Source organism: Actinosynnema sp. NPDC037264 (genome assembly GCF_055603705.1).
This window is the reverse complement of the sequence record NZ_JBVJVK010000009.1, coordinates 182,100-202,350: the sequence shown is the minus strand read 5'-3', so window position 1 is coordinate 202,350 and position 20,251 is coordinate 182,100. Positions and strand designations below refer to the sequence as shown.

Sequence of the window (20,251 nt, the reverse complement as noted above, 5' to 3'; positions counted from 1 at the left end):
TGCTGGTGGCTTGGTCATCCGGGGGGACGCGGGAGGCATCCCCCCGGATGACGGCGAGCGTCAGTTGACGACGTCGTCCACGGACGGCGACTCGGTCCTCGACAGGTTGATGCCGAGGTTGGCCGCAGCGCGTTCGAGGTCTTCGTCGTCGCCGTCGCGCATCTCGATCGCGGCGCCGTCCGAGGACAGCACCTCGACGTTGAGGCACAGCGACTGGAGCTCCTTGAGCAGCACCTTGAAGGACTCCGGGATACCCGGCTCCGGGATGTTCTCGCCCTTGACGATGGCCTCGTAGACCTTCACGCGGCCGAGCACGTCGTCGGACTTGATCGTGAGCAGTTCCTGGAGCGTGTACGCGGCGCCGTACGCCTGCATCGCCCAGCACTCCATCTCACCGAACCGCTGACCACCGAACTGCGCCTTACCACCCAGCGGCTGCTGCGTGATCATCGAGTACGGGCCGGTCGAGCGGGCGTGGATCTTGTCGTCGACCAGGTGCAGCAGCTTCAGGATGTACATGTAGCCGACGGACACCGGGAAGGGGTACGGCTCGCCGCTGCGCCCGTCCAGGAGCACCGCCTTGCCGTTCTCCTTGACCATCCGCTCGCCGTCGCGGTTCGGGATCGTCGAGCCGAGCAGGCCCGTGATCTCGTCCTCCTTGGCGCCGTCGAAGACGGGCGTGGCGGTCTTGGTGCCGGGCTCGACGTCGTACAGCTCCGCCGGCAGGTTCTTCGCCCAGTCCGGGTCGCCGTTGATGCTCCAGCCCTGCTTGGCGATCCACCCGAGGTGGGTCTCCAGCACCTGGCCGATGTTCATACGACGCGGCACGCCGTGCGTGTTCAGCACGATGTCGACCGGGGTGCCGTCCTCGAGGAACGGCATGTCCTCGACCGGGAGGATCTTGCCGATGACGCCCTTGTTGCCGTGGCGGCCGGCGAGCTTGTCGCCGTCCTGGATCTTGCGCTTCTGGGCCACGTAGACGCGGACCAGCTCGTTCACGCCGGGGGGCAGCTCGTCGTCGTCCTCGCGGCTGAACACGCGGATGCCGATGACCTTGCCGTACTCGCCGTGCGGCACCTTCAGCGACGTGTCGCGCACCTCGCGCGCCTTCTCGCCGAAGATCGCGCGGAGCAGGCGCTCCTCCGGGGTCAGCTCGGTCTCGCCCTTGGGCGTGACCTTGCCGACCAGGATGTCGCCGGGCTGGACCTCGGCGCCGATGCGGATGATGCCGCGCTCGTCGAGGTCGGCCAGGACCTCCTCGGAGACGTTCGGGATGTCCCGGGTGATCTCCTCGGCGCCCAGCTTGGTGTCCCGCGCGTCGATCTCGTGCTCCTCGATGTGGATCGAGGTCAGGACGTCGTCCTGCACGAGGCGCTGCGACAGGATGATCGCGTCCTCGTAGTTGTGGCCCTCCCACGGCATGATCGCGACGAGCAGGTTCTTGCCCAGCGCCATCTCGCCGTTCTCGGTGCACGGGCCGTCGGCCAGCACCTGGCCCTCGTGCACCCGGTCGCCCTCGTTCACGATGGGCTTCTGGTTGATGCACGTGCCCTGGTTGGACCGGCGGAACTTGTGCAGGCCGTAGGTCTGCCGCGAGCCGTCGTCGGCCATGACCGTGACGTAGTCGGCGGAGATCTCCTCGACCACACCGGTCTTCTTGGCCACCACGACGTCACCGGCGTCGACCGCGGCGCGCAGCTCCATGCCGGTGCCGACCAGCGGGGACTCGCTGCGCAGCAGCGGCACCGCCTGGCGCTGCATGTTCGCGCCCATCAGGGCGCGGTTCGCGTCGTCGTGCTCGAGGAACGGGATCATCGCGGTCGCGGCCGACACCATCTGCCGCGGCGAGACGTCCATGTAGTCCACGTCGGCCGGGTCGATCTGCTCGACCTCGCCGCCCTTCTTGCGGACCAGGACCTTGTCCTCGAGGAAGTTGCCCTCGTCGTCGATCTTGGCGTTCGCCTGCGCCTTGACGTAGCGGTCCTCTTCGTCGGCCGTCAGGTAGTCGATCTGGTCGGTGACCCGGCCGTCGACGACCTTGCGGTACGGCGTCTCGATGAAGCCGAACGGGTTGACCCGCCCGTAGGAGGACAGCGAGCCGATCAGGCCGATGTTCGGGCCTTCCGGCGTCTCGATCGGGCACATGCGGCCGTAGTGCGACGGGTGGACGTCGCGGACCTCCATGCCGGCGCGCTCACGGGACAGACCACCCGGGCCCAGCGCCGACAGGCGGCGCTTGTGGGTCAGGCCCGCGAGCGGGTTCGTCTGGTCCATGAACTGCGACAGCTGGGACGTGCCGAAGAACTCCTTGATCGCAGCCACCACCGGGCGGATGTTGATCAGGGTCTGCGGCGTGATGGCCTCGACGTCCTGGGTCGTCATGCGCTCGCGGACGACGCGCTCCATGCGGGAGAGGCCGACCCGGATCTGGTTCTGGATCAGCTCGCCGACGGTGCGCAGGCGGCGGTTGCCGAAGTGGTCGATGTCGTCGACCTCGACGGGCACCTCGGTGTCGCCGGGCTGCATCGTCGTCTCACCGGCGTGCAGGCGGACCAGGTACTCGATCGTGGTGACGATGTCGTCCTCGGTCAGCACGCCCGTGGAGATCGGGGTGGCCAGGCCCAGCTTCTTGTTGATCTTGTACCGGCCGACCTTCGCCAGGTCGTAGCGCTTGTCCTTGAAGAACAGGTTCTCCAGCAGCGCCTGCGCGGACTCCTTCGTCGGCGGCTCGCCCGGACGCAGCTTGCGGTAGATGTCGAGCAACGCCTCGTCGGTACCCGCGGTGTGGTCCTTCTCCAGCGTCGTCAGCAGCGTCTCGCTGAACGAGAAGCGCTCGCGGATCTGCTCGGTGGTCCAACCCAGCGCCTTCAGCAGCACGGTCACCGGCTGGCGGCGCTTGCGGTCGATGCGGACACCGACGGTGTCGCGCTTGTCCACGTCGAACTCCAGCCAGGCACCCCGGGACGGGATGATCTTGACGCTGAAGACGTCCTTGTCGGTCGTCTTGTCGATCGCGGTGTCGTAGTAGACACCCGGCGAGCGGACGAGCTGGGAAACCACGACCCGCTCGGTGCCGTTGATGATGAACGTGCCCTTGTCGGTCATCATCGGGAAGTCACCCATGAACACCGTCTGGCTCTTGATCTCGCCGGTGGTGTGGTTGGTGAACTCCGCCGTGACGAACAACGGGGCGGCGTACGTCATGTCCTTGTCCTTGCACTCCTCGGTCGAGGCCTTGACCTCGTCGAAGCGCGGGTCGGAGAAGGAGAGCGACATCGAGCCGGAGAAGTCCTCGATCGGGGAGATCTCGTTCAAGACCTCCTCGAGGCCGCCCGTCGGCGCCTCGTCACCTTCGTCGACGCGGCGCTGGAACCACGCCTCGTCGCCGGTGAGCCATTCGAACGACTGGATCTGCAGGTCGAGCAGGTTGGGCGTCTGAAGCGGTTCGTGGATCTTCGCGAAAGAGACTCGCTTCGGCGCTCCGGGAATCCCCGACGTGGAGTTGGTCGCAGCAGTGGCCTTGGTCGCGCGAGAGATCGCCAAGATGCGTCCTTCCAGGGACAGGTAGCTGGCCAGTCAGCGGAACTGGCACGGCTGTCAAGGGTGCGGCGATGCCCGGCAATCCAGCTCTCGGCGAAGGGCAAACGGAAAGAGGGCAGCGCAAAGGAGCAGTCTAGCCACGCGCGCGGCAACTGTCGAGAGGCACCTGGAAGGACCTTTCTCGTGCTCACCGACAGAGTGACCCCGCCGACGCCCACAGTCAAGATGCCACGCGGCGATCACTCCACTGGCGCAAGGCGCGATAACGCGGAGTTACCGCTGTGACCTGCGAAAATACATGGACGTGAGCAACCGTGACCTTTCACGGGCGTTCAGACCCCGAAGGGAGACCGTGGCGATTTCGTTCGGTCACCGACCGAAAAGTGTGACTCAGATCACCTTGTGTTGGGGCATGAAACCGGGTTCGCAGTCCTGAGTGGACGTCCCGCGAGGCCGTCCGGCCGTCGCCCGGTCAGCACTTGGCGGTTTCGGCCGCCTGGTCGCCGCTCTGGCCGAACATCTCCATGTTGTCGACCTTCCACCGGTCGTCGACCTTCTGCGCGCCGACCCGCATCATCGCGATGCCGCCGCCGCTCTGGTTGTCGGTCGTGCGGGTGGTGACCTGGTCGAGGAACAGCAGCACGGTGGCGCGGTCGCCGTCGAGCGTGGTCACGCCGCTGGACACGGCCTTCACCGTGACCACGAGCTTCTGCTCGGGCGCGAGCGTGCGCACCGGGCCGAAGATCGCGTTGTACTGGCACTTGGCCTTGCCGACCAGCAGCTCGTTGGCGGCCTTCTCGGTGGCCGAGACGTCGGCGTAGTTGTAGGAGAACGCCTTCTCGACCGCCTCGCGCGCCTGGCCGGCGACCTCGGTCGTGCCACCGCTGTCGACCAGGGCCTGGTTGTAGCGGACCTCGCCCGCCTGGTCCTGGAACCACACGCCCAGGGCGACCAGCAGCGCGGCCAGCACGACCAGGGCGATCGGCAGGGTCGGGCCGGACCCGCCGAGGCGGGTCGAGCGGTCCTCGGGCTCGTCGTCCCGGGCCGCCGACTCGTCGGACTCGGACTTCGAGTGCCGCGCGTCGGGCTCGGTCAGGACGCTGGGCGCGACGGCCTCGCCGGTGCGCTTGCGGCGGCCGGTGGGGCGGGGGCGAGGCGCGGGCTCGGTGGCCTCGTCCTCGTCGTCCTGGTCGTCCTCGCGGGGCTCGATCAGGCCCGTGACCTCGGCCGGACGCATGACGTCGCGGTCGGAGGGCAGGGTCTCGGCGCGATCGGCGGCGGTCGGCTCGGCGGCCTCGCCCTCGGGGCGCGTGTCCTCGGCCGGTGCGGCCCCGGTGTCGACGCCGTTCGCCTCGGCGTCCGGTGCGGCGGTCGGCTCAGGGCGTTTGCGCAGGCCGGCGACGCGAGGCCGGGTGGTCGGCGTGGTCGGGACCGGGCGGCGGCGGGGCGGTGGCACTGACGTCATCTCCTCGGTTCACGCGCCGCCGGCCGCGACTGGCCCCAGCGCGCTGAGCTTCCAACCGGCGTCGGTGCGGGCCAGGTCCGTCTGGTACCGGTTGACCTTCTTCACCGCCTGCCCGCCCTCCGGCGTCACCGTGGTCTCCACGACCGCGATGAGGTGCGCCTTCCCGGCCCGTGCGTCGAGCTCGGTGACGGCCGCGTCCAGCACCCGGCTCACGGTCACCGTCTTGGCGTCCTCGATCTGCTTCTTCCGCTCGGCCCGGCCGTCCTCGATCTCGGAGCGCAACTCGCCCGTGGACGAGTCCAGCCACCGGTCGAGGTCCTCGTCCACCTTCTTGTAGTCGAGGGTGGTGAAGTTCGCGATCCCGACCTGCCCGACCCGCAGCACCTCGTCCCGCTCGCGCGAGAACGCCACCGAGTCGCTCGACGACGCGCTCCACCACGACACCCCGGCCCACACCGCGTAGCCGGCGGCCAGGACCGCGAGCACGGCCGCGATCGGCAGCGTCCAACGTCGAACGTCCATCCGTCCCTCTCCTCAGCCCGGCAGACCGAGCAACTGCCCCAGGCTGGTCAGCAGCGGCGCCTCGGCCGCGGTCTCGCCCGCGGTCGGCTCCCGACCCGGCTGCGAGGTCTCGTCGCCGGTCGGCGTCGTGACCGGGAGCCCACCGTAAGGCGCGTTCTGGGCGCCGCGCACGCCGGTGGCGCTGCCGCGGGCCAACGCGCAGTAGGCCTGCGTGTTGAACTCGGCCGGGGTGGTGTCGGTGCCCTGCCGGATCGTGGTGCTGTCGTAACCGACCGTGCACGGCGGCGGGTCGAACACGTTCAGGGCCAGCCCGAAGTGCGCGCCCGTGCCGTCGCCCTTGGCCACGGTGAAGCCGCCCCCGACGATGATCGGGTAGGTGACGGCGATCTGCTCCAGCCCGTTCAGGCGCGTGACCAGGATGTTCCCCGTGGTCAGCAGGTTGGCCAGCACCACGCCCAGGTTGGGCCCGGTCTCCCGCAGCAGCGCCGACACCTGCTCCGCGGCCTGCGGCGAGACGCCGATGAGCCGGCGGAGGTCGGCGTCGGAGTTCTTCAGCTGCTCGGCGAGCGACCGCAGGTCCGCCGAGAACGACTTGATCGCGCCGCCCTGCGTGGCCTGCGTGTTCAGCACCACCAACCCGCTGTCGATCAGCGCCTTGGTCTGCGGCAGGTGCTCCGTCGCCGCCTGGGTGAACACCTTCGTGTTGTCCAGCAGCACCTGGAGGTCCGGCCCGGTGCCGTTGAACGCCAGGTCCAGCTCGTCCACCACGGTCCGCAGCGACTCGGTCGGCACCGACTTGGCGAACGCGTCGAGGTTGGTCAGCAGGGTGTCCACCGGCGGCGGCGTCCTGGTGGCCGACCGCGGGATGACCGACCCGTCCGCCAGGTACGGCCCGTCCTCGCCGCGCGGGCGCAGGTCGACGAACTGCTCGCCCACGGCGGACCGGTTGGCGACCACGGCCTCCAGGTCGGCCGGGATCGACGGGGCGCTCGGGTCGATGTCGAGGTCGACCTCCAGCCCGTCCGCGGTCAGCCGCATCTGCCCGACCCGGCCGACGGCGACGCCGCGGTAGGTCACCTCGGCGTTGGTGAACACGCCGCCGGACTCGGCCAGCTGCATCGTCACCACGTACCCGGACGCGCCGAACACGCGGCCGAGCCCGACGTACCGCGCGCCGACGTAGCTCACGCCGACCAGCGCGATCAGCACGAACGCGCCGATCTGGAGCTTGATCCGACCGGGGATCACCGCCCACCTCCGAGCAGTCCGCCGAGCAGGTCGCCGAGCCCCGACTGGCCCGACACACCGGGCAGCGGCAGGTTCGGCAGGGGCAGCGGCAGGGACGGCGCGTTGCCGTCGACGCCGGGCAGCCCGGGCAGGCTCGGCAGCGGCGACTGCCGCGACCGGCCCAGGTTGTCCACGATCGTGCCCAGGTTCAGGTCGATGTCGGCGTAGAGGTTCGTGTAGTCGCCCTTGATGGCGTCCACCGCCGAGTCCGGGAACGGGTAGGTCAGCAGCAGCTCGAAGCCGTTGGGCAGGTTCGTGCCCGCCTCGGCGAGCTTCTGCAGCGTCGGCGTCAACGCCTTCAGGTCGGCCACGAGGTCGTCCTTGGACTTGTTCACCGTGTCCACCGCGACGTCGGACAGCGCGTCCAGCGACTGCAGCAGCGTGACCAGCTGGGTGCGCTGCTCGCTGAGCACCTTCAGGCCCGGTTCGAGCCCGTCCAGCACGCCGGTGATCTGCTCGCGCTGGGCGTTGAGCGTGCCGCCGAGCCGGTTGAGGCCGTCCAGCGCGCGGGTGATCTCGCCCTTGTGCGCGTCGAGGTCGCCGACCAGCTCGTTCAGGTTGTGCAGCAGCGATCGGATCTGCGGCTCGTTGCCCTCCAGGGCCGCGTTCAGCTCGCGGCTGATGTCCTGGAGCTGGGCGATGCCACCGCCGTTGAGCAGCATGGACAGCGCGCCGAAGACCTCTTCGACCTCGGGGTTGCGGTTGGTCCGCTCGACCGGGATGACCGAACCGCCGGTGAGAGCGCCCTCCTCGCGCCCCTCGGCGGGACCGGCCAGCTCGACGTACTTCTCGCCGAGCAGCGCGGACTGGCGCAGCCGGGCGACCGCGTTGCCCGGCAGCTTCACGTCGCCGTTGACCAGCACGGTCACCTCGGCGGTCCAGCCGTCCGCGCCGAGGTCGATCCGGTCGACCCGGCCGACCGGCACGTCGTTGACCTTCACCCCGGCCTGCGGCACCAGGTCGAGCACGTCCTTGAACTGGACCTTCACCTCGTACGGCCGGTCGCCGACGTCCGCGCCGCCGGGCAGCGGCATGTTGTAGACGCCGTCGAAGCCGCCCGAGCCGCAGCCGGTCAGCACCAGCGCGCTCGCCACGAGCACCGCGATCCGCCTCACTGCGGCACCCCCGCGAGCGGCAGGGGCAGCGGCAGCTTGCCCTGGGCCAGGTCGGTCGCGATCTCCTGGGGCGTCTTCAACGGCACGGCGCCGCTGAGCAGCGGCTCCAGCCCGCGGCACGTCTCGGCGAGCACGCCGGGCACCCGGCCCGGCTCGACGCCCTGGATCAGCTTGCAGATCAGCACGATCGGCGGCTGGCTCAGCTCGTTCAGGTCGGCCCTGGTGTCGAGCGTGCCGGAGGCCGCGTTGTAGGCGTTCTGCAGGTTGCCCAGCGCCAGCGGCCCGACGTCCAGCGCCTCGGCCAGCGACGCGCGCTGGTCGACCAGGATCTGGGTGATGCCGGCGAGCTTGTCGACGTTCGACTTCAGCACGGCCCGGTTGTCCTGGATGAAGCCCTGCACCTGGCCGAGCGCGGTGGCCAGCTCGGTCAGCGCGGCGCCCAGGTTCTCCCGCTCGTCGGCGAGGAAACCGGCGACCTCGGCGAGCTGCCGGTTGAAGTCGCGCACCTGGCTGTCGTTCGCGGCCAGCATCCCGGTGAACTTCTGCAGGTTGTCCACGGTGCCGAACAGGTCGTCCTTCGAGCCGGACAACGTGCGGGTGGCGTCACCGAGCTGCTTGACGGTGTCGCCGAGCGCCTGCCCGTTGCCCTGGAGGTTGTTCGCGGCCGAGTCGAGCAGCTCCGACAGCGCGCCGTCCTTGTTGGCCCCGTTCGGGCCGAGCGCGGTGGTCAGCTCGTCCAGGCTCGCGTACAGCTCGTCCAGCTCGACGGGGGTGGCGGTGCGCTCGCGCGGGATGGTGGCGTTCTCACCCATCACGTCGCCGCCGGTGTAGGCGGGCGCGAGCTGCACGTACCGGTCGCTGACCACGCTGGGCGCGACCACGACCGCCTGCGCGTCCGCGGGCACCTTGACCGACCGGTCGAGCGACATCACCACCTTGACCAGCGCGCCCTGCGGCTCGACCTCGTCGATCGTGCCGACCCGCACGCCGAGCACCCGCACGTCCGAGCCGGGGTAGACGCCGACGGCCGCGCCGAACAGCGCGGTTACCCGGCGGCTGTCGGCGCCCGCGAACACCCACCACATCGCCACCGCGGCCACGATCGCCAGCACGCACGCGATCGCCACCGCGCGGACCAGGTCACGGCCCGTCCTCGTGGTCGCCACGTCAGTTCCCCCTCTGCACGCCGGGAGGGAGGCAGCCCTCTTCGTTGAAGCCGACCACGCCGAGGTTCACCGACGGCGGCAGCAGGCCGCAGATGTAGACGTCGAACCAGCGGCCGTTGCCCAAGGTGTTGGCGAACACCCGGAAGAACGGGCCCATCAGCGCCAGGCTGCGCTCCAGCGAGTCCTGGTTGCGCTGCAACATCGTGGTCACCCGCTCCAGCTGCTCCAGCGCCGGCCGCAGCTGCGCGGAGTTGTCGGCGACCAGGCCGGACAGCTCCTTGGACAGCTCGCGGGTGCCCCTGAGCAGCGCCCCGATCGCGTCCCGCCGCTTGCGCAGCTCCTCCAGCAGCAGGTTGCCGTCCGCGAGCAGCTTCTCGAACTGCTCGTTGCGGTCGGACAGGGTCTTGGTGATCTCGTTGGTGTTGGCCAGCAGCTCGGCCAGCTGCTCGTCGCGCGAGGAGATCGTCTTCGACAGCGCCGACAGGCCGTCCAACGCGCCGCGCACGCTCTCCGCCGAGCCCTGGAACGTCTCCGACAGCACCTGGAAGCTGTCCGCGAGCTGCTGGGTGTCGATCTGGCCGACCGTGGACGCCAGGCCGTTGAACGCCTCCTGCACGTCGTACGGCGACAGCGTGCGCTCGCGCGGGATCGGCTCGCCCGGGTCCAGCGGCTGCGAGCCCTGCGGGTCGAGCGCCAGGAACTTCTGCCCGAGCAGCGTCTTGATCCGGATCACCGCGGTCGTGCGGTCGCCGACCCAGGCGTCCTTCACCCGGAACGACACCTTCACCTTGTCGCCGTCCAGCTCGACCTTGGTCACCTTGCCGACCTTCACCCCGGCCACCCGCACCTCGTTCGACGGGATCAGGCCCGCGGCCTCGGTGAACTCGGCGGAGTAGGTGGTGCCGCCGCCGATGATCGGCAGGTCGTCGGAGTTGAAGGCGGCGAGCAGCAGCAGGGCGATCACGGTCAGGCTCACCACGCCGACCGCCACCGGGTTGCGCTGGGGGTTCATCGGCGGCACCTCGGCTGCGTCACCGGCAGAGCCGTGATCGGGATCGGGTCGTTGATGATCGGCGGCACGGCGACCTGCCCGCTGCCCTCGCACAGGAAGAAGTTGAACCAGGACCCGTAGGACGCGGTCCGCGACATCGCCTCGATCTTGGTCGGCAGGCGCTGGATGACGCTCTCCACGACCGCCTCGTGGTCCGCCAGCGTCTTCGACACCAGGCCGAGGTTGGCGATGTCGTCCTTCAACGGCTGCCGCGACTGGTCGAGCAGGTCGGCGGTCGTCGTGGTCAGCTCGCCCATGGCGCTGATCGCGTCACCGATCGGCTCGCGGTCGCCCGCCAGGCCCGTCGTCAGCTCCTGCAACGTCGTGACCAGCGTCGACACCTGCTCGGTCCGCGAGTTCACGGTGTCCAGCACGGCGTTGAGGTTGGCGATCACCTCGCCGATCACCTGGTCGCGGCCCGCCAGCGTGGACGTCAGCGACGCGGTGTGGCGCAGCAGGCTGTCGATCGTGCCGCCCTCGCCCTGCAACACCTGGATGATCTCGCTGGACAGCTGGTTCACGTCCTCCGGGTTCAGCGCCTGGAACAGCGGCTTGAAGCCGTTGAACAGCACCGTCAGGTCCAGCGCGGGCTTCGTGCGCTCCAGCGGGATCACGTCGCCGGGCTTGAGCGCGGACGCGTCGCCCACGCCGTGCTCCAGCGAGATGTACCGCTGGCCGACGAGGTTGCGGTACTTGATCGTCGCGGTGACCGACGCGGGCAGCGTGCGGTCGCCCTCCAGCGAGAACTCCACCTCCGCCAGCCGCCGGTCGACCACCCGGATCCCGTCGACCTGGCCGACCCGGACGCCCGCGATGCGGATGTCGTCGCCCTCGTTGAGCGCGGTGACGTCGGTGAACCGGGCGGTGTAGCCGGTGGCGCCGTTGAAGTTGACGTTCGAGATGGTCACCGCGAGCAGCGTGGTCGCCAGGATCGTGATCACGGCGAACACGGCGAGCTTGATCAGCGGCGCGGCCAGGGACCTCATGCCGTCACCTCCGCTCCCCGGTACAGGGGTCCGAGCAGCAGCGCGGTGAAGCTCGGCATGTCGCGCTTCTCCACCCCGAACTGCGGCGCGAGCAGCGCGGCCAGGAAGTCCTGCTCCTCCGGCGAGTTCGCCAGCGACGGCACGCCGCCGAACGACGACACGACCGTGCCGTCCTCCCGGATGGTCCCCGTGTTGGGCGGCAGCACGCCGTCGGTGGCCGAGCGCGCGGCCGGCGGCGACGTCGAGCCGTCCTTGACCGGGCCCTCCGGCGGGTACTGCGGGAACGGGTCCGGCCGCGGCACGATGTCGTAGCAGCGCGGGCCGCGCTTGTCGGCGTACTCCGGGTCGTCCTTGCCCGGCTCGTACTTGCCGCGGTTGGCGGTGATCTCCAGCGTGATGTGCAGGCCGGGCTCGTTCGTGCCCTTGCCGAACACCTCGTCCATGATCGGCCTGAACTCCGCCAGGCCCTTGAGCAGGCACGGGTACTCGGGCGAGTACTTGGCCAGCAGCTCCAACGTCGGCTTGCTGACGTCCGCGAGCTGGATCAGGTTGTTCTTGTTCACGGCGAGGAAGCTGTTCAGGTCGAGCGACGTGGTGGTCAGCGTGCCGTAGAGGGCGAGCAGGTTGTCGCGCTGCTCGACCAGCGTGCGGCTGGTGACGGTGGCGTCCGACAGCGCCTGCACCAGGTCGGGCGCGGCGTCGGCGTAGACGTTCGAGACGTCGGCGAGGCGGCTGATGCCGTCCTTGAGCTTGGGCAGCTGCGGGTTGAACTCGCCCAGGTAGGCGTCCAGCTGCACGAGCGTCTCGCCCAGGGGCTTGCCCCGGTTCTCCAGCGCCTGCGACATCGCGGTCAGCGTGGTGGCGAGCTTCTCCGGCTGCACGGCCTGGAGCACCGGCATCAGGTCGTCGAGCACGCGTTCCAGCTCGATGGCGCTGCTGGAGCGGTCCTGCTCGATGACGGCGCCGTCGGTGAGCGGGTCCTCGCGCTCGTCGGGCAGCACCAGGTGCACGTACCGCTCGCCGAACAGGGTCTTCGGCAGCAGGCGCGCGGAGACGTTGGCCGGGATGTGCCTGACCTGCTCCGGTTCGAGCGCCAGTTCGAGCTCGGCGCCGTCGCCGGAGGTCCGGATGTCCTTCACCTGGCCGACGATCATGCCGCGGACCTTGACGTCGGAGTCGACGAGCAGCTGGTTGCCGACCCGGTCGGTCTTCAGCGTCACCTTCACGACCTCGGTGAACGCGTCGTTGTACATCGCCACCGTGACCGAGAGGAAGAGGGCGATGACCGCGATGAACACGACGCCCAGGAGTCGCCGCTTGATCATCCCGCGATCCTCACCGTCGTCGTGGTGCCCCAGATGGCCATGCTCAGGAAGAAGTCCAGCAGGCTGGTCGTGACGATCGCCGTGCGCACCGCGCGGCCCACCGCGACGCCCACGCCCGCCGGGCCGCCGCTGGCGCGGTAGCCGTAGTAGCAGTGCGTCAGGATGATCACGACGGCGAAGACGAGCACCTTGCCGAACGACCAGAGCACGTCCACCGGTGGTAGGAACAGGTTGAAGTAGTGGTCGTACGTGCCCGCCGACTGCCCGTAGAACTCGACCGTGATGAACCTGGCCGCCAGGTACGAGGTGAGCAGGCCGATCACGTACAGCGGGATGATCGCGATGAAGCCCGCGATGATCCGGGTGGTGACCAGGTAAGGCAGGCTGGGGATGCCCATGACCTCCAGCGCGTCGATCTCCTCGGAGATCCGCATCGCGCCCAGCTGCGCGGTGAAGCCGGAGCCGACGGTCGCGCTCAGCGCCAGGCCGGCGACCAGCGGCGCGATCTCGCGGGTGTTGAAGTACGCGGACACGAAGCCCGCGAACGCCGACGTGCCGATCTGGTTCAGCGCGGTGAAGCCCTGCAGGCCGACGACCGTGCCGGTGAACACCGACAGGCCCACCATCACGCCGATCGTGCCGCCGATGACGGCCAGCGCGCCCGAGCCGAAGCTCACCTCGGCCAGCAGCCGCAGCGTCTCGCGCAGGTAGCGGGTCAGCGTGCGCGGCGTCCAGCACAGGGCGCGGATGTAGAACCACAGCTGGTCGCCGAACGTGTCCAGCACGGACAGCGGCGCGTTCGCGGCCTTGCGGAACCGGTCGTTGATCGCGGCCATCTCAGCTCCCCTTCGCCGGGACGACCTGGAGGTAGATCGTGGTCAGCACGAAGTTCACGAAGAACAGCAGCAGGAACGTGATGACCACGGCCTGGTTGACCGCGTCGCCGACGCCCTTCGGCCCGCCCGCCGGGTTCAGGCCCCGGTAGGCGGCCACGATGCCCGCGATGAACCCGAAGACCAGGGCCTTGATCTCGGAGATCCACAGGTCCGGCAGCTGTGCGAGGGCGCTGAAGCTCGCCAGGTACGCGCCGGGCGTGCCGTCCTGCAGGATGACGTTGAAGAAGTAGCCGCCCATCACGCCGACCACGCTGACCATGCCGTTGAGCAGGACGGACACCAGCATCGCGGCCAGCACGCGCGGCACGACCAGGCGGTGGATCGGCGAGACGCCGAGCACCTCCATCGCGTCGATCTCCTCGCGGATCTTGCGCGAGCCAAGGTCCGCGCAGATCGCGCTGCCACCCGCGCCCGCGATGAGCAGGGCCGTCACGATCGGGCTCGCCTGCTGGATGATCGCCAGCACGCTCGCCGCGCCGGTGAACGACTGCGCGCCGATCTGCCTGGTCAGCGAGCCGATCTGCAACGCGATGACCGCGCCGAACGGGATCGACACCAGCGCCGTGGGCAGCACCGTCACGCTCACCACGAACCAGCACTGCTGGATGAACTCCCGCAGCTGGAACGGGCGGCGGAACGTGTTGCGCACGACGTCCACGCCCAGCGCGAACATCCGCCCCGTTTCGCGCAGCGCGCCGACGCCGGGGAACGTCGCCGGTGAGCTCACAGCACGCCCCCTTGGCGGGGCCACGGGCTCGGGGTGATCGGGCCCGTCCGGTCGCCCGCGCCGGCCAGCACCCGGTAGTGGCGCTGCTCCTCGGGCGTGAGGCTGGCGATGATGCTCTGCTGCGCCTCGGGCGGCAGCGTGTGCAGGATGGTCATCACCCGGTCCTTGCGCCGGCGCACCGCGCCGCGCGGCGGCAGGCCGGGCGTCGGTTCCAGCTGGGGCACCACGCCGCGCACGTCCTCGTCCGGCGAGCCGTCCGAGTGGCCCGCTTCGCGGTGCGCCAGCTCGGCGGCCATCGTCGCCTGGTCCTTCTCCTCCGACATGCCGATCGGGCCGATGCGGCGACCGTTGAGGAACTGCTCGACCACCGGCTCGTCGCTGGTCAGCAGCACCTCCCGGGGGCCGAACATGACCAGTTCGCGGCGGAACAGCATGCCGAGGTTGTCCGGGACCGTGCGGGCCACGGTGATGTTGTGCGTGACGATCAGGATCGTCGCGTCGATCTGCGCGTTCAGGTCGATGAGGAGCTGGCTGAGGTAGGCCGTGCGGACCGGGTCGAGGCCGGAGTCCGGCTCGTCGCACAGGATGATCTCGGGGTCCAGCACCAGGGCGCGGGCCAGGCCGGCGCGCTTGCGCATACCGCCGGAGATCTCGCCGGGGAGCTTCTTCTCCGCGCCGACGAGGCCCACCATCTCCATCTTCTCGAGCACGATCCGCCGGACCTCGGCCTCGGTCTTGCGGGTGTGCTCGCGCAGCGGGAAGGCGACGTTGTCGAAGAGGTTCATCGAGCCGAACAGCGCGCCGTCCTGGAAGAGGACGCCGAACAGCTTCCGGATCTCGTAGAGCTTGTGCTCGGAGCAGCGGACCAGGTCGACGCCGTTGATGACGATCTTGCCGTGTTCCGGTTTCAGCAGCCCGACCAGGGACTTCAGGAAGACCGACTTGCCCGTGCCCGACGGTCCCAGCATCACGCTGACCTCGCCCGGGGGGAGGGTGAGCGTGACGTCCCGCCAGATGGTCTGCTTGCCGAAGGACTTGGTCAGGCCCTCGACGACCACCTCGACGCCCATCGCACCTCCAGGTCAGCGGCCGGCTTCGCCCGACACCGGACAGGCCGGCGTCATACCGGTGCAACGAGGCCGCCCTGTCGTGGTTACTCACCAGTTGGGTTAATGCGGTCTCGGGTGGGTAACGGTGTGAGCAGGGTCATCCCGTCGCCCCTCCGGCCACCGATGGTGGGCCACGCCCGTCGGCACGGTCAAGATCACCGGCCGTAGACAGCACGAAGGCGGACACCCCGTTCGGGTGCCCGCCTTCGCGGCAGCGGTGACGCTAGATCACTTGAGCGAGATCTTGGCGCCGGCAGCCTCGAGCTTCTCCTTGGCGGCGTCGGCGACGTCCTTCGCCACGTTCTCCAGCAGCGGCTTCGGAGCGGACTCGACCAGCTCCTTGGCCTCCTTCAGGCCCAGGCCCGAGACGACCTCGCGGACGACCTTGATGACCTGGATCTTCTTGTCGCCGGCGCCCTCGAGGACGACGGTGAACTCGTCCTTCTCCTCGACCTCGGCGGCGGCGGGGCCGGCCGGGCCGGCAGCGGCAACGGCGACCGGAGCGGCGGCGGTGACCTCGAAGGTCTCCTCGAAGTCCTTCACGAACTTCGAGAGCTCCAGGAGGGTCATCTCCTTGAACGCGTCGAGCAGCTCGTCGGTGCTGAGCTTCGCCATGATGGCGGTCCTTTCTCTTTCAACGCCCGAACTGCGGCCGGGACGCGGAGTGTCTGGGTGTGATCAGCTTTCGGCCGGAGCGTCGGACTCGGCGGCGGCAGGCGCCTCCGCGGCCTTCTTCTCCTGGAGGGCAGCAGCCAGGCGAGCGACCTGGGAAGCGGGGGCCTGGAACAGACCCGCGGCCTTCGCCAGGTTGCCCTTCATCGCGCCCGCCAGCTTGGCGAGCAGCACCTCACGGGTCTCGAGGTCCGCGATGGCGGTGACCTCTTCGACCGAGAGGGGGCGGCCGTCCATGTAGCCGCCCTTGATGACCAGGGCCTTGTTGTCCTTCGCGAAGTCACGCAGTGCCTTGGCCGCGTCGACCGGCTCGCCTTCGACGAAGGCGATGGCGGTCGGGCCGACGAGCAGGGCCTCGAGGCCCTCGACGCCTGCGTCCTCAGCGGCACGCTTGACCAGCGTGTTCTTCGCAACGGTGTACGTGGTGCCCGCGCCGAGAGCGCGACGCAGCGTGGTGAGCTGCGCCATGGAGAGGCCACGGTACTCGGTCACGACAGCGGCCGAGCTTCCACGGAACTTGTCCGTGAGCTCGGCGACGGCCGAAACCTTGCTGGGCTTCGCCATGATCGCCTCCTCTCTGGGCTGGTGACAGCCGGTCGAGTGCGATCAGGCCGGGAAAAGCAAAAACGCCCCAGCGCAGCAGCACGGGGCGTGACGGGCGCGCGAGCACGCCTGGGTCTTCCTCGTTCTCCTGCGCGGGCCGCCCGCTTCGCGGGACCTTCGCTGCACGACGAGTGCCGTGCACGACCAGCGGTCTTTGGTGAACCGTCGCCAACCCTAGCAGGGGAGCTGACGGCGACCCAAATCGGTCATGATGGGACCCGTGACCGAAGAGCCGCCGAGGAACCCGCCGCCACCGGACATCGACCCGGAACAGCTCCGGCAGTTCCAGGAGTTCCAACGGTTCCAGGAGTTCCAGCGCTTCCAGCAGGCCCAAGGCGCCAACCAGCCGAGCCTGCCCCCGGGCGCCACCCCACCGCCGGGCCTCCCACCCGGCGCCATCCCACCACCGGGAGGACTGCCGCCGGGCGCAACACCGCCCCCGGGCGTCCCACCGGGGGCCACACCGCCACCGGGTGTCCCGCTCTCCGCGCCACCGCCACCACCGTCCGGCCCGCGTCGCAAGCCGCTGTGGCAGATCCTGCTGCGCAGCAAACTGTTCCGCCGCCTCGTGTACCTCGTCGTGATCCTGCTCGTGCTGTCGTACTTCTACGAGCAGTACTTCGGCGGCGACGACCCGGGCAGCGTGGCGGTCGACAGCGGTGGCGTCGCGAACAACGCTCTGGTGCCCCAGACCCCGTACGGCATCAGTGGCACGGTCGCCCTGTTCTACAAGAACGTCGGCCGCGGTGAAGCGGGCGAAGCGTGCCAACTGTTCTCCGACGACGCGGCGCGTCGGGCGTTCGCGGAGGCGTTCGGGGCGAGCGATTGCGCCGACGCGGTGGCGAAGCTGAAGCCTCAAGTCACCAATGTGCGGGCCTACAGCCAACCAGGCTTCCCCACCACGATGTACGGCACGCCGAACGGAGGCACGGTAGAGGTCAGCTCGTGCGACCTGACCGTGCGCGACGGCCCGAAGCTCGGGAAGTTCATCCTCACCGCTCAGCCGAGCAAGAGCTGGCCGATCACCGGGTACGTGGCCGAGCCGAGTTGCCCCTGACGACGCGAAGCGCCCCTCGGCGGGAGGCCGAGGGGCGCTTCGGGTGGTTCTGACGAGCCGTGGTCAGACGGTGACCTCGTCGGACAGCAGGTTGCGCGTCCGGTTCGGGTCGACCGGGATGCCCGGGCCCATCGTGGTCGAGACGGTGACCTTCTTCAGGTACCGGCCCTTCGCCGCGGACGGCTTGGCGCGCAGGATCTCGTCCAGCGCGGCGGCGTAGTTCTCGACCAGCTTCTCCGGGTCGAACGACACCTTGCCGATGACGAGGTGCAGGTTGGCCTGCTTGTCGACGCGGAAGTTGATCTTCCCGCCCTTGATCTCGTTCACGGCCTTGGCGACGTCGGGCGTCACGGTGCCGGTCTTCGGGTTCGGCATCAGGCCGCGCGGGCCCAGGATGCGGGCGATGCGACCGACCTTGGCCATCTGGTCGGGCGTGGCGATCGCGGCGTCGAAGTCGAGCCAACCACCCTGGATGCGCTCGATCAGGTCCTCGGAGCCGACCGCGTCCGCGCCGGCGGCCTCGGCCTCGGCGGCCTTGTCACCGGTCGCGAAGACGATCACGCGGGCGGTCTTGCCCGTACCGTGCGGCAGGTTCACGGTGCCGCGGACCATCTGGTCGGCCTTGCGCGGGTCGACGCCGAGCCGGATGGCGACCTCGACGGTCGCGTCCAGCTTCACCTTGGAAGTCTCCTTGGCGAGCTTGGCTGCCTCCAGCGGCGAGTAGAGCCGCTCACGGTCAACCAGCTCAGCAGCGTTCTTGTACGCCTTGCTGCGCTTCATGCTTCTGTCCTTAAAGTGGATCAGTTGTGGTGACGAGCCAGCGCGCGGCTCTCCCACGAACTACGAAAGAGAAAGGTCAGCCTTCGACGGTGATGCCCATGGAGCGGGCGGTGCCGGCGATGATCTTCGCCGCCTGGTCCACGTCGTTGGCGTTGAGGTCGACCATCTTGTTCTGCGCGATCTCCCGCACCTGGTCCATGGTCACCTTGGCGACCTTGAGGCGGTGCGGCTCGCCCGAGCCCTTCTCCACACCGGCGGCCTTGAGCAGCAGCTTCGCGGCCGGCGGGGTCTTGAGCTTGAAGTCGAACGAGCGGTCTTCGTACACGGAGATCTCGACCGGCACCACGGTGCCGCGCTGCGACTCGGTCGCGGCGTTGTACTGCTTGCAGAACTCCATGATGTTGACGCCGTGCTGACCCAGCGCGGGACCAACGGGCGGCGCGGGGTTCGCGGCCCCGGCCTTGATCTGCAGCTTGATGATCGCTGCGAGCTTCTTCTTCTTGGGAGGCATCTCGGTTCCTTTATTGCGGTGTCCGCGCGCGGCCCTGCCAGCCGCAGCGTGGCTGCCGGCTCCCCTTGTTCAGGGGAGCCGGAGTCTTGTTGTCCTGGTCAGATCTTGGAGACCTGGCTGAACGACAGCTCGACCGGGGTCTCGCGGCCGAAGATAGACACCAGGACCTTCAGCTTCTGGCCGTCCGCGTTGACCTCGCTGATCGTCGCGGGCAGCGTCGCGAACGGGCCGTCCATGACGGTGACCGACTCGCCGACCTCGAAGTCGACCTCGACGGTCGACTTCGCGGGCGTCGCGGCGCTCTTCTTGCCGGCCGCGGGCTTCTGCTCGACCTGGGGCAGCAGGAACTTCAGCACCTCGTCGATGGTCAGCGGCGACGGCTTGGAGGTCGCGCCGACGAAACCCGTCACGCCGGGCGTGTTGCGCACCGCGCTCCACGACGCGTCGTTGAGCTCCATCCGGACCAGGATGTAGCCGGGCAGCACCTTGCGCTGCACCTGCTTGCGCTGGCCGTTCTTGATCTCGGTGACTTCCTCGGTCGGCACCTCGACCTGGAAGATGTAGTCCTCCATGTCGAGGGTCTGGATGCGCGTCTCGAGGTTGGTCTTGACCTTGTTCTCGTAGCCCGCGTACGAGTGCACGACGTACCAGTCGCCGGGCGCGCGCCGCAGTGCTTCGCGCATCTCCTCGGCGGGGTCCGCGGGCTCGGCGTCGATGTCGACGACGGCGGCCTCGACGTCGCCACCGGACTCGACATCGCCGCCCGATTCGACATCGCCACCGGACTCGACGTCACCGCCCGACTCGACGTCGCCACCGGACTCGGCCTCGACGGGGGCGGACTCCTCGGTCTCCTCCGACGCCTCCGCCTGCTCGACGTCCTCGACGCCACCGTCGAAGTCCCGCTCGTCGGTCAGGTCGTTCAGCTCCTGGGCGTCAACGCCGCCGTTCTCGGAGGTCACTGTGGGTCTCGCTTCCTCTCATGCATCACATGTTCCGCCGCCACCCGGGGCGGCAGGCGCTCGGCTCAGCCGAACACCCTGAACATGCCCCAGGCGAAGGCCGAATCCAGGCCGAACACCAACGCCACCATGAAGGCCACGAAGACCAACACGACTCCGGTGTAGGTGATCATCTGCTTGCGGGTCGGCCAGATGACCTTCCGCAGCTCGCTGACCACCTCGCGGATGTACCGGACGATGCGGGCGAAGAAACCGACCCGCTTCTCCGAGTCCGCCCGCGAACGCGTGGGGCGGCCCTTCTTGGCCTCCTCGGCGTCGGAGTCGGCCTCGGCCGCCTTCTTCGCCTCCACGGAGTCCTTGCGGCCCGCCGGTCGCGCGGAGCCACGGCGCTCGCGCCGCGCTGCGGCGGTAACCGGCCGGGACGCGCCCTCGCGCTCTTCCGGCTGGTCCTGCTCGCGGCCCTCGCTCATGCCGTCC

Annotated in this window: 19 protein-coding genes; 1 reads left to right on the top strand and 18 read right to left on the bottom strand. The window is 69.3% G+C overall.

The annotated features are described in order from the left end of the window. Nucleotides 1-60 precede the first annotated feature (60 nt). From rpoB to rplJ, 14 genes are all read right to left on the bottom strand, one after another. Nucleotides 61-3,543: a DNA-directed RNA polymerase subunit beta gene (rpoB, locus tag ACZ7GX_RS14235; RefSeq protein ID WP_498776534.1), complete on the bottom strand. Its 3,483-nt coding sequence runs from the start codon at nucleotides 3,541-3,543 to the stop codon at nucleotides 61-63. Between the two features lie 469 nt (nucleotides 3,544-4,012). Then, entirely contained in the window at nucleotides 4,013-5,005 is a 993-nt protein-coding gene (locus ACZ7GX_RS14230; RefSeq protein ID WP_498776532.1) for a hypothetical protein, read from the bottom strand. Nucleotides 5,006-5,014: 9 nt separating this feature from the next. After that, a complete protein-coding gene (locus tag ACZ7GX_RS14225) occupies nucleotides 5,015-5,527 on the bottom strand; it encodes an Rv1363c family protein (RefSeq protein ID WP_498776529.1) in 513 nt (170 codons plus the stop codon). 12 nt (nucleotides 5,528-5,539) lie between these two features. Then, nucleotides 5,540-6,775: an MCE family protein gene (locus ACZ7GX_RS14220; RefSeq protein WP_498776527.1), complete on the bottom strand. Its 1,236-nt coding sequence runs from the start codon at nucleotides 6,773-6,775 to the stop codon at nucleotides 5,540-5,542. Then, nucleotides 6,772-7,929 carry an MCE family protein gene (locus ACZ7GX_RS14215; RefSeq protein WP_498776525.1) on the bottom strand — a complete coding sequence of 386 codons (1,158 nt, stop codon included), beginning with the start codon at nucleotides 7,927-7,929 and terminating at the stop codon, nucleotides 6,772-6,774. The genes ACZ7GX_RS14220 and ACZ7GX_RS14215 overlap by 4 nt, the downstream gene beginning before the upstream one ends. After that, nucleotides 7,926-9,095 carry an MCE family protein gene (locus ACZ7GX_RS14210; protein WP_498776523.1) on the bottom strand — a complete coding sequence of 390 codons (1,170 nt, stop codon included), beginning with the start codon at nucleotides 9,093-9,095 and terminating at the stop codon, nucleotides 7,926-7,928. Before ACZ7GX_RS14210 ends, ACZ7GX_RS14215 begins: the two co-directional genes overlap by 4 nt. A gap of 1 nt (nucleotide 9,096) precedes the next feature. After that, on the bottom strand, nucleotides 9,097-10,107 hold the full coding sequence (locus tag ACZ7GX_RS14205; protein ID WP_498776521.1) for an MCE family protein: 1,011 nt from the start codon (nucleotides 10,105-10,107) through the stop codon (nucleotides 9,097-9,099). Next, on the bottom strand, nucleotides 10,104-11,132 hold the full coding sequence (locus tag ACZ7GX_RS14200) for an MCE family protein (RefSeq protein WP_498776519.1): 1,029 nt from the start codon (nucleotides 11,130-11,132) through the stop codon (nucleotides 10,104-10,106). Before ACZ7GX_RS14200 ends, ACZ7GX_RS14205 begins: the two co-directional genes overlap by 4 nt. Then, nucleotides 11,129-12,457 carry an MCE family protein gene (locus tag ACZ7GX_RS14195; protein ID WP_498776517.1) on the bottom strand — a complete coding sequence of 443 codons (1,329 nt, stop codon included), beginning with the start codon at nucleotides 12,455-12,457 and terminating at the stop codon, nucleotides 11,129-11,131. The genes ACZ7GX_RS14200 and ACZ7GX_RS14195 overlap by 4 nt, the downstream gene beginning before the upstream one ends. Beyond that, a complete protein-coding gene (locus tag ACZ7GX_RS14190; protein ID WP_498776515.1) occupies nucleotides 12,454-13,293 on the bottom strand; it encodes an MlaE family ABC transporter permease in 840 nt (279 codons plus the stop codon). Before ACZ7GX_RS14190 ends, ACZ7GX_RS14195 begins: the two co-directional genes overlap by 4 nt. A gap of 1 nt (nucleotide 13,294) precedes the next feature. Then, entirely contained in the window at nucleotides 13,295-14,026 is a 732-nt protein-coding gene (locus ACZ7GX_RS14185; protein ID WP_498776600.1) for an MlaE family ABC transporter permease, read from the bottom strand. Nucleotides 14,027-14,076: 50 nt separating this feature from the next. Continuing rightward, a complete protein-coding gene (locus ACZ7GX_RS14180) occupies nucleotides 14,077-15,150 on the bottom strand; it encodes an ABC transporter ATP-binding protein (RefSeq protein ID WP_498776513.1) in 1,074 nt (357 codons plus the stop codon). Nucleotides 15,151-15,417: 267 nt separating this feature from the next. Then, nucleotides 15,418-15,804, bottom strand: a complete 387-nt coding sequence (rplL, locus tag ACZ7GX_RS14175) for a 50S ribosomal protein L7/L12 (RefSeq protein WP_230566466.1) — start codon at nucleotides 15,802-15,804, stop codon at nucleotides 15,418-15,420. A gap of 63 nt (nucleotides 15,805-15,867) precedes the next feature. After that, complete coding sequence (gene rplJ / locus ACZ7GX_RS14170; protein WP_230566465.1) at nucleotides 15,868-16,425, bottom strand: 50S ribosomal protein L10; 558 nt, start codon at nucleotides 16,423-16,425, stop codon at nucleotides 15,868-15,870. A gap of 259 nt (nucleotides 16,426-16,684) precedes the next feature. On the opposite strand from rplJ, the gene ACZ7GX_RS14165 reads away from it, so the two are divergent. Next, nucleotides 16,685-17,521, top strand: coding sequence for a hypothetical protein (locus ACZ7GX_RS14165; protein ID WP_498776510.1), 837 nt, complete (start codon nucleotides 16,685-16,687; stop codon nucleotides 17,519-17,521). 63 nt (nucleotides 17,522-17,584) lie between these two features. On the opposite strand, the gene rplA is transcribed toward ACZ7GX_RS14165, so the two are convergent. The 4 genes from rplA to secE all read right to left on the bottom strand — a co-directional run bounded on the left by rplA (nucleotide 17,585) and on the right by secE (nucleotide 20,244). Then, a complete protein-coding gene (gene rplA / locus ACZ7GX_RS14160) occupies nucleotides 17,585-18,301 on the bottom strand; it encodes a 50S ribosomal protein L1 (protein WP_498776508.1) in 717 nt (238 codons plus the stop codon). 76 nt (nucleotides 18,302-18,377) lie between these two features. Further along, nucleotides 18,378-18,812 carry a 50S ribosomal protein L11 gene (rplK, locus tag ACZ7GX_RS14155; protein ID WP_106616850.1) on the bottom strand — a complete coding sequence of 145 codons (435 nt, stop codon included), beginning with the start codon at nucleotides 18,810-18,812 and terminating at the stop codon, nucleotides 18,378-18,380. A gap of 98 nt (nucleotides 18,813-18,910) precedes the next feature. Then, nucleotides 18,911-19,774 (bottom strand): transcription termination/antitermination protein NusG, encoded by an 864-nt coding sequence (nusG, locus tag ACZ7GX_RS14150; protein WP_498776505.1) that lies wholly within the window; start codon nucleotides 19,772-19,774, stop codon nucleotides 18,911-18,913. 65 nt (nucleotides 19,775-19,839) lie between these two features. Continuing rightward, nucleotides 19,840-20,244: a preprotein translocase subunit SecE gene (gene secE / locus ACZ7GX_RS14145; protein ID WP_230566462.1), complete on the bottom strand. Its 405-nt coding sequence runs from the start codon at nucleotides 20,242-20,244 to the stop codon at nucleotides 19,840-19,842. Nucleotides 20,245-20,251 lie beyond the last annotated feature (7 nt).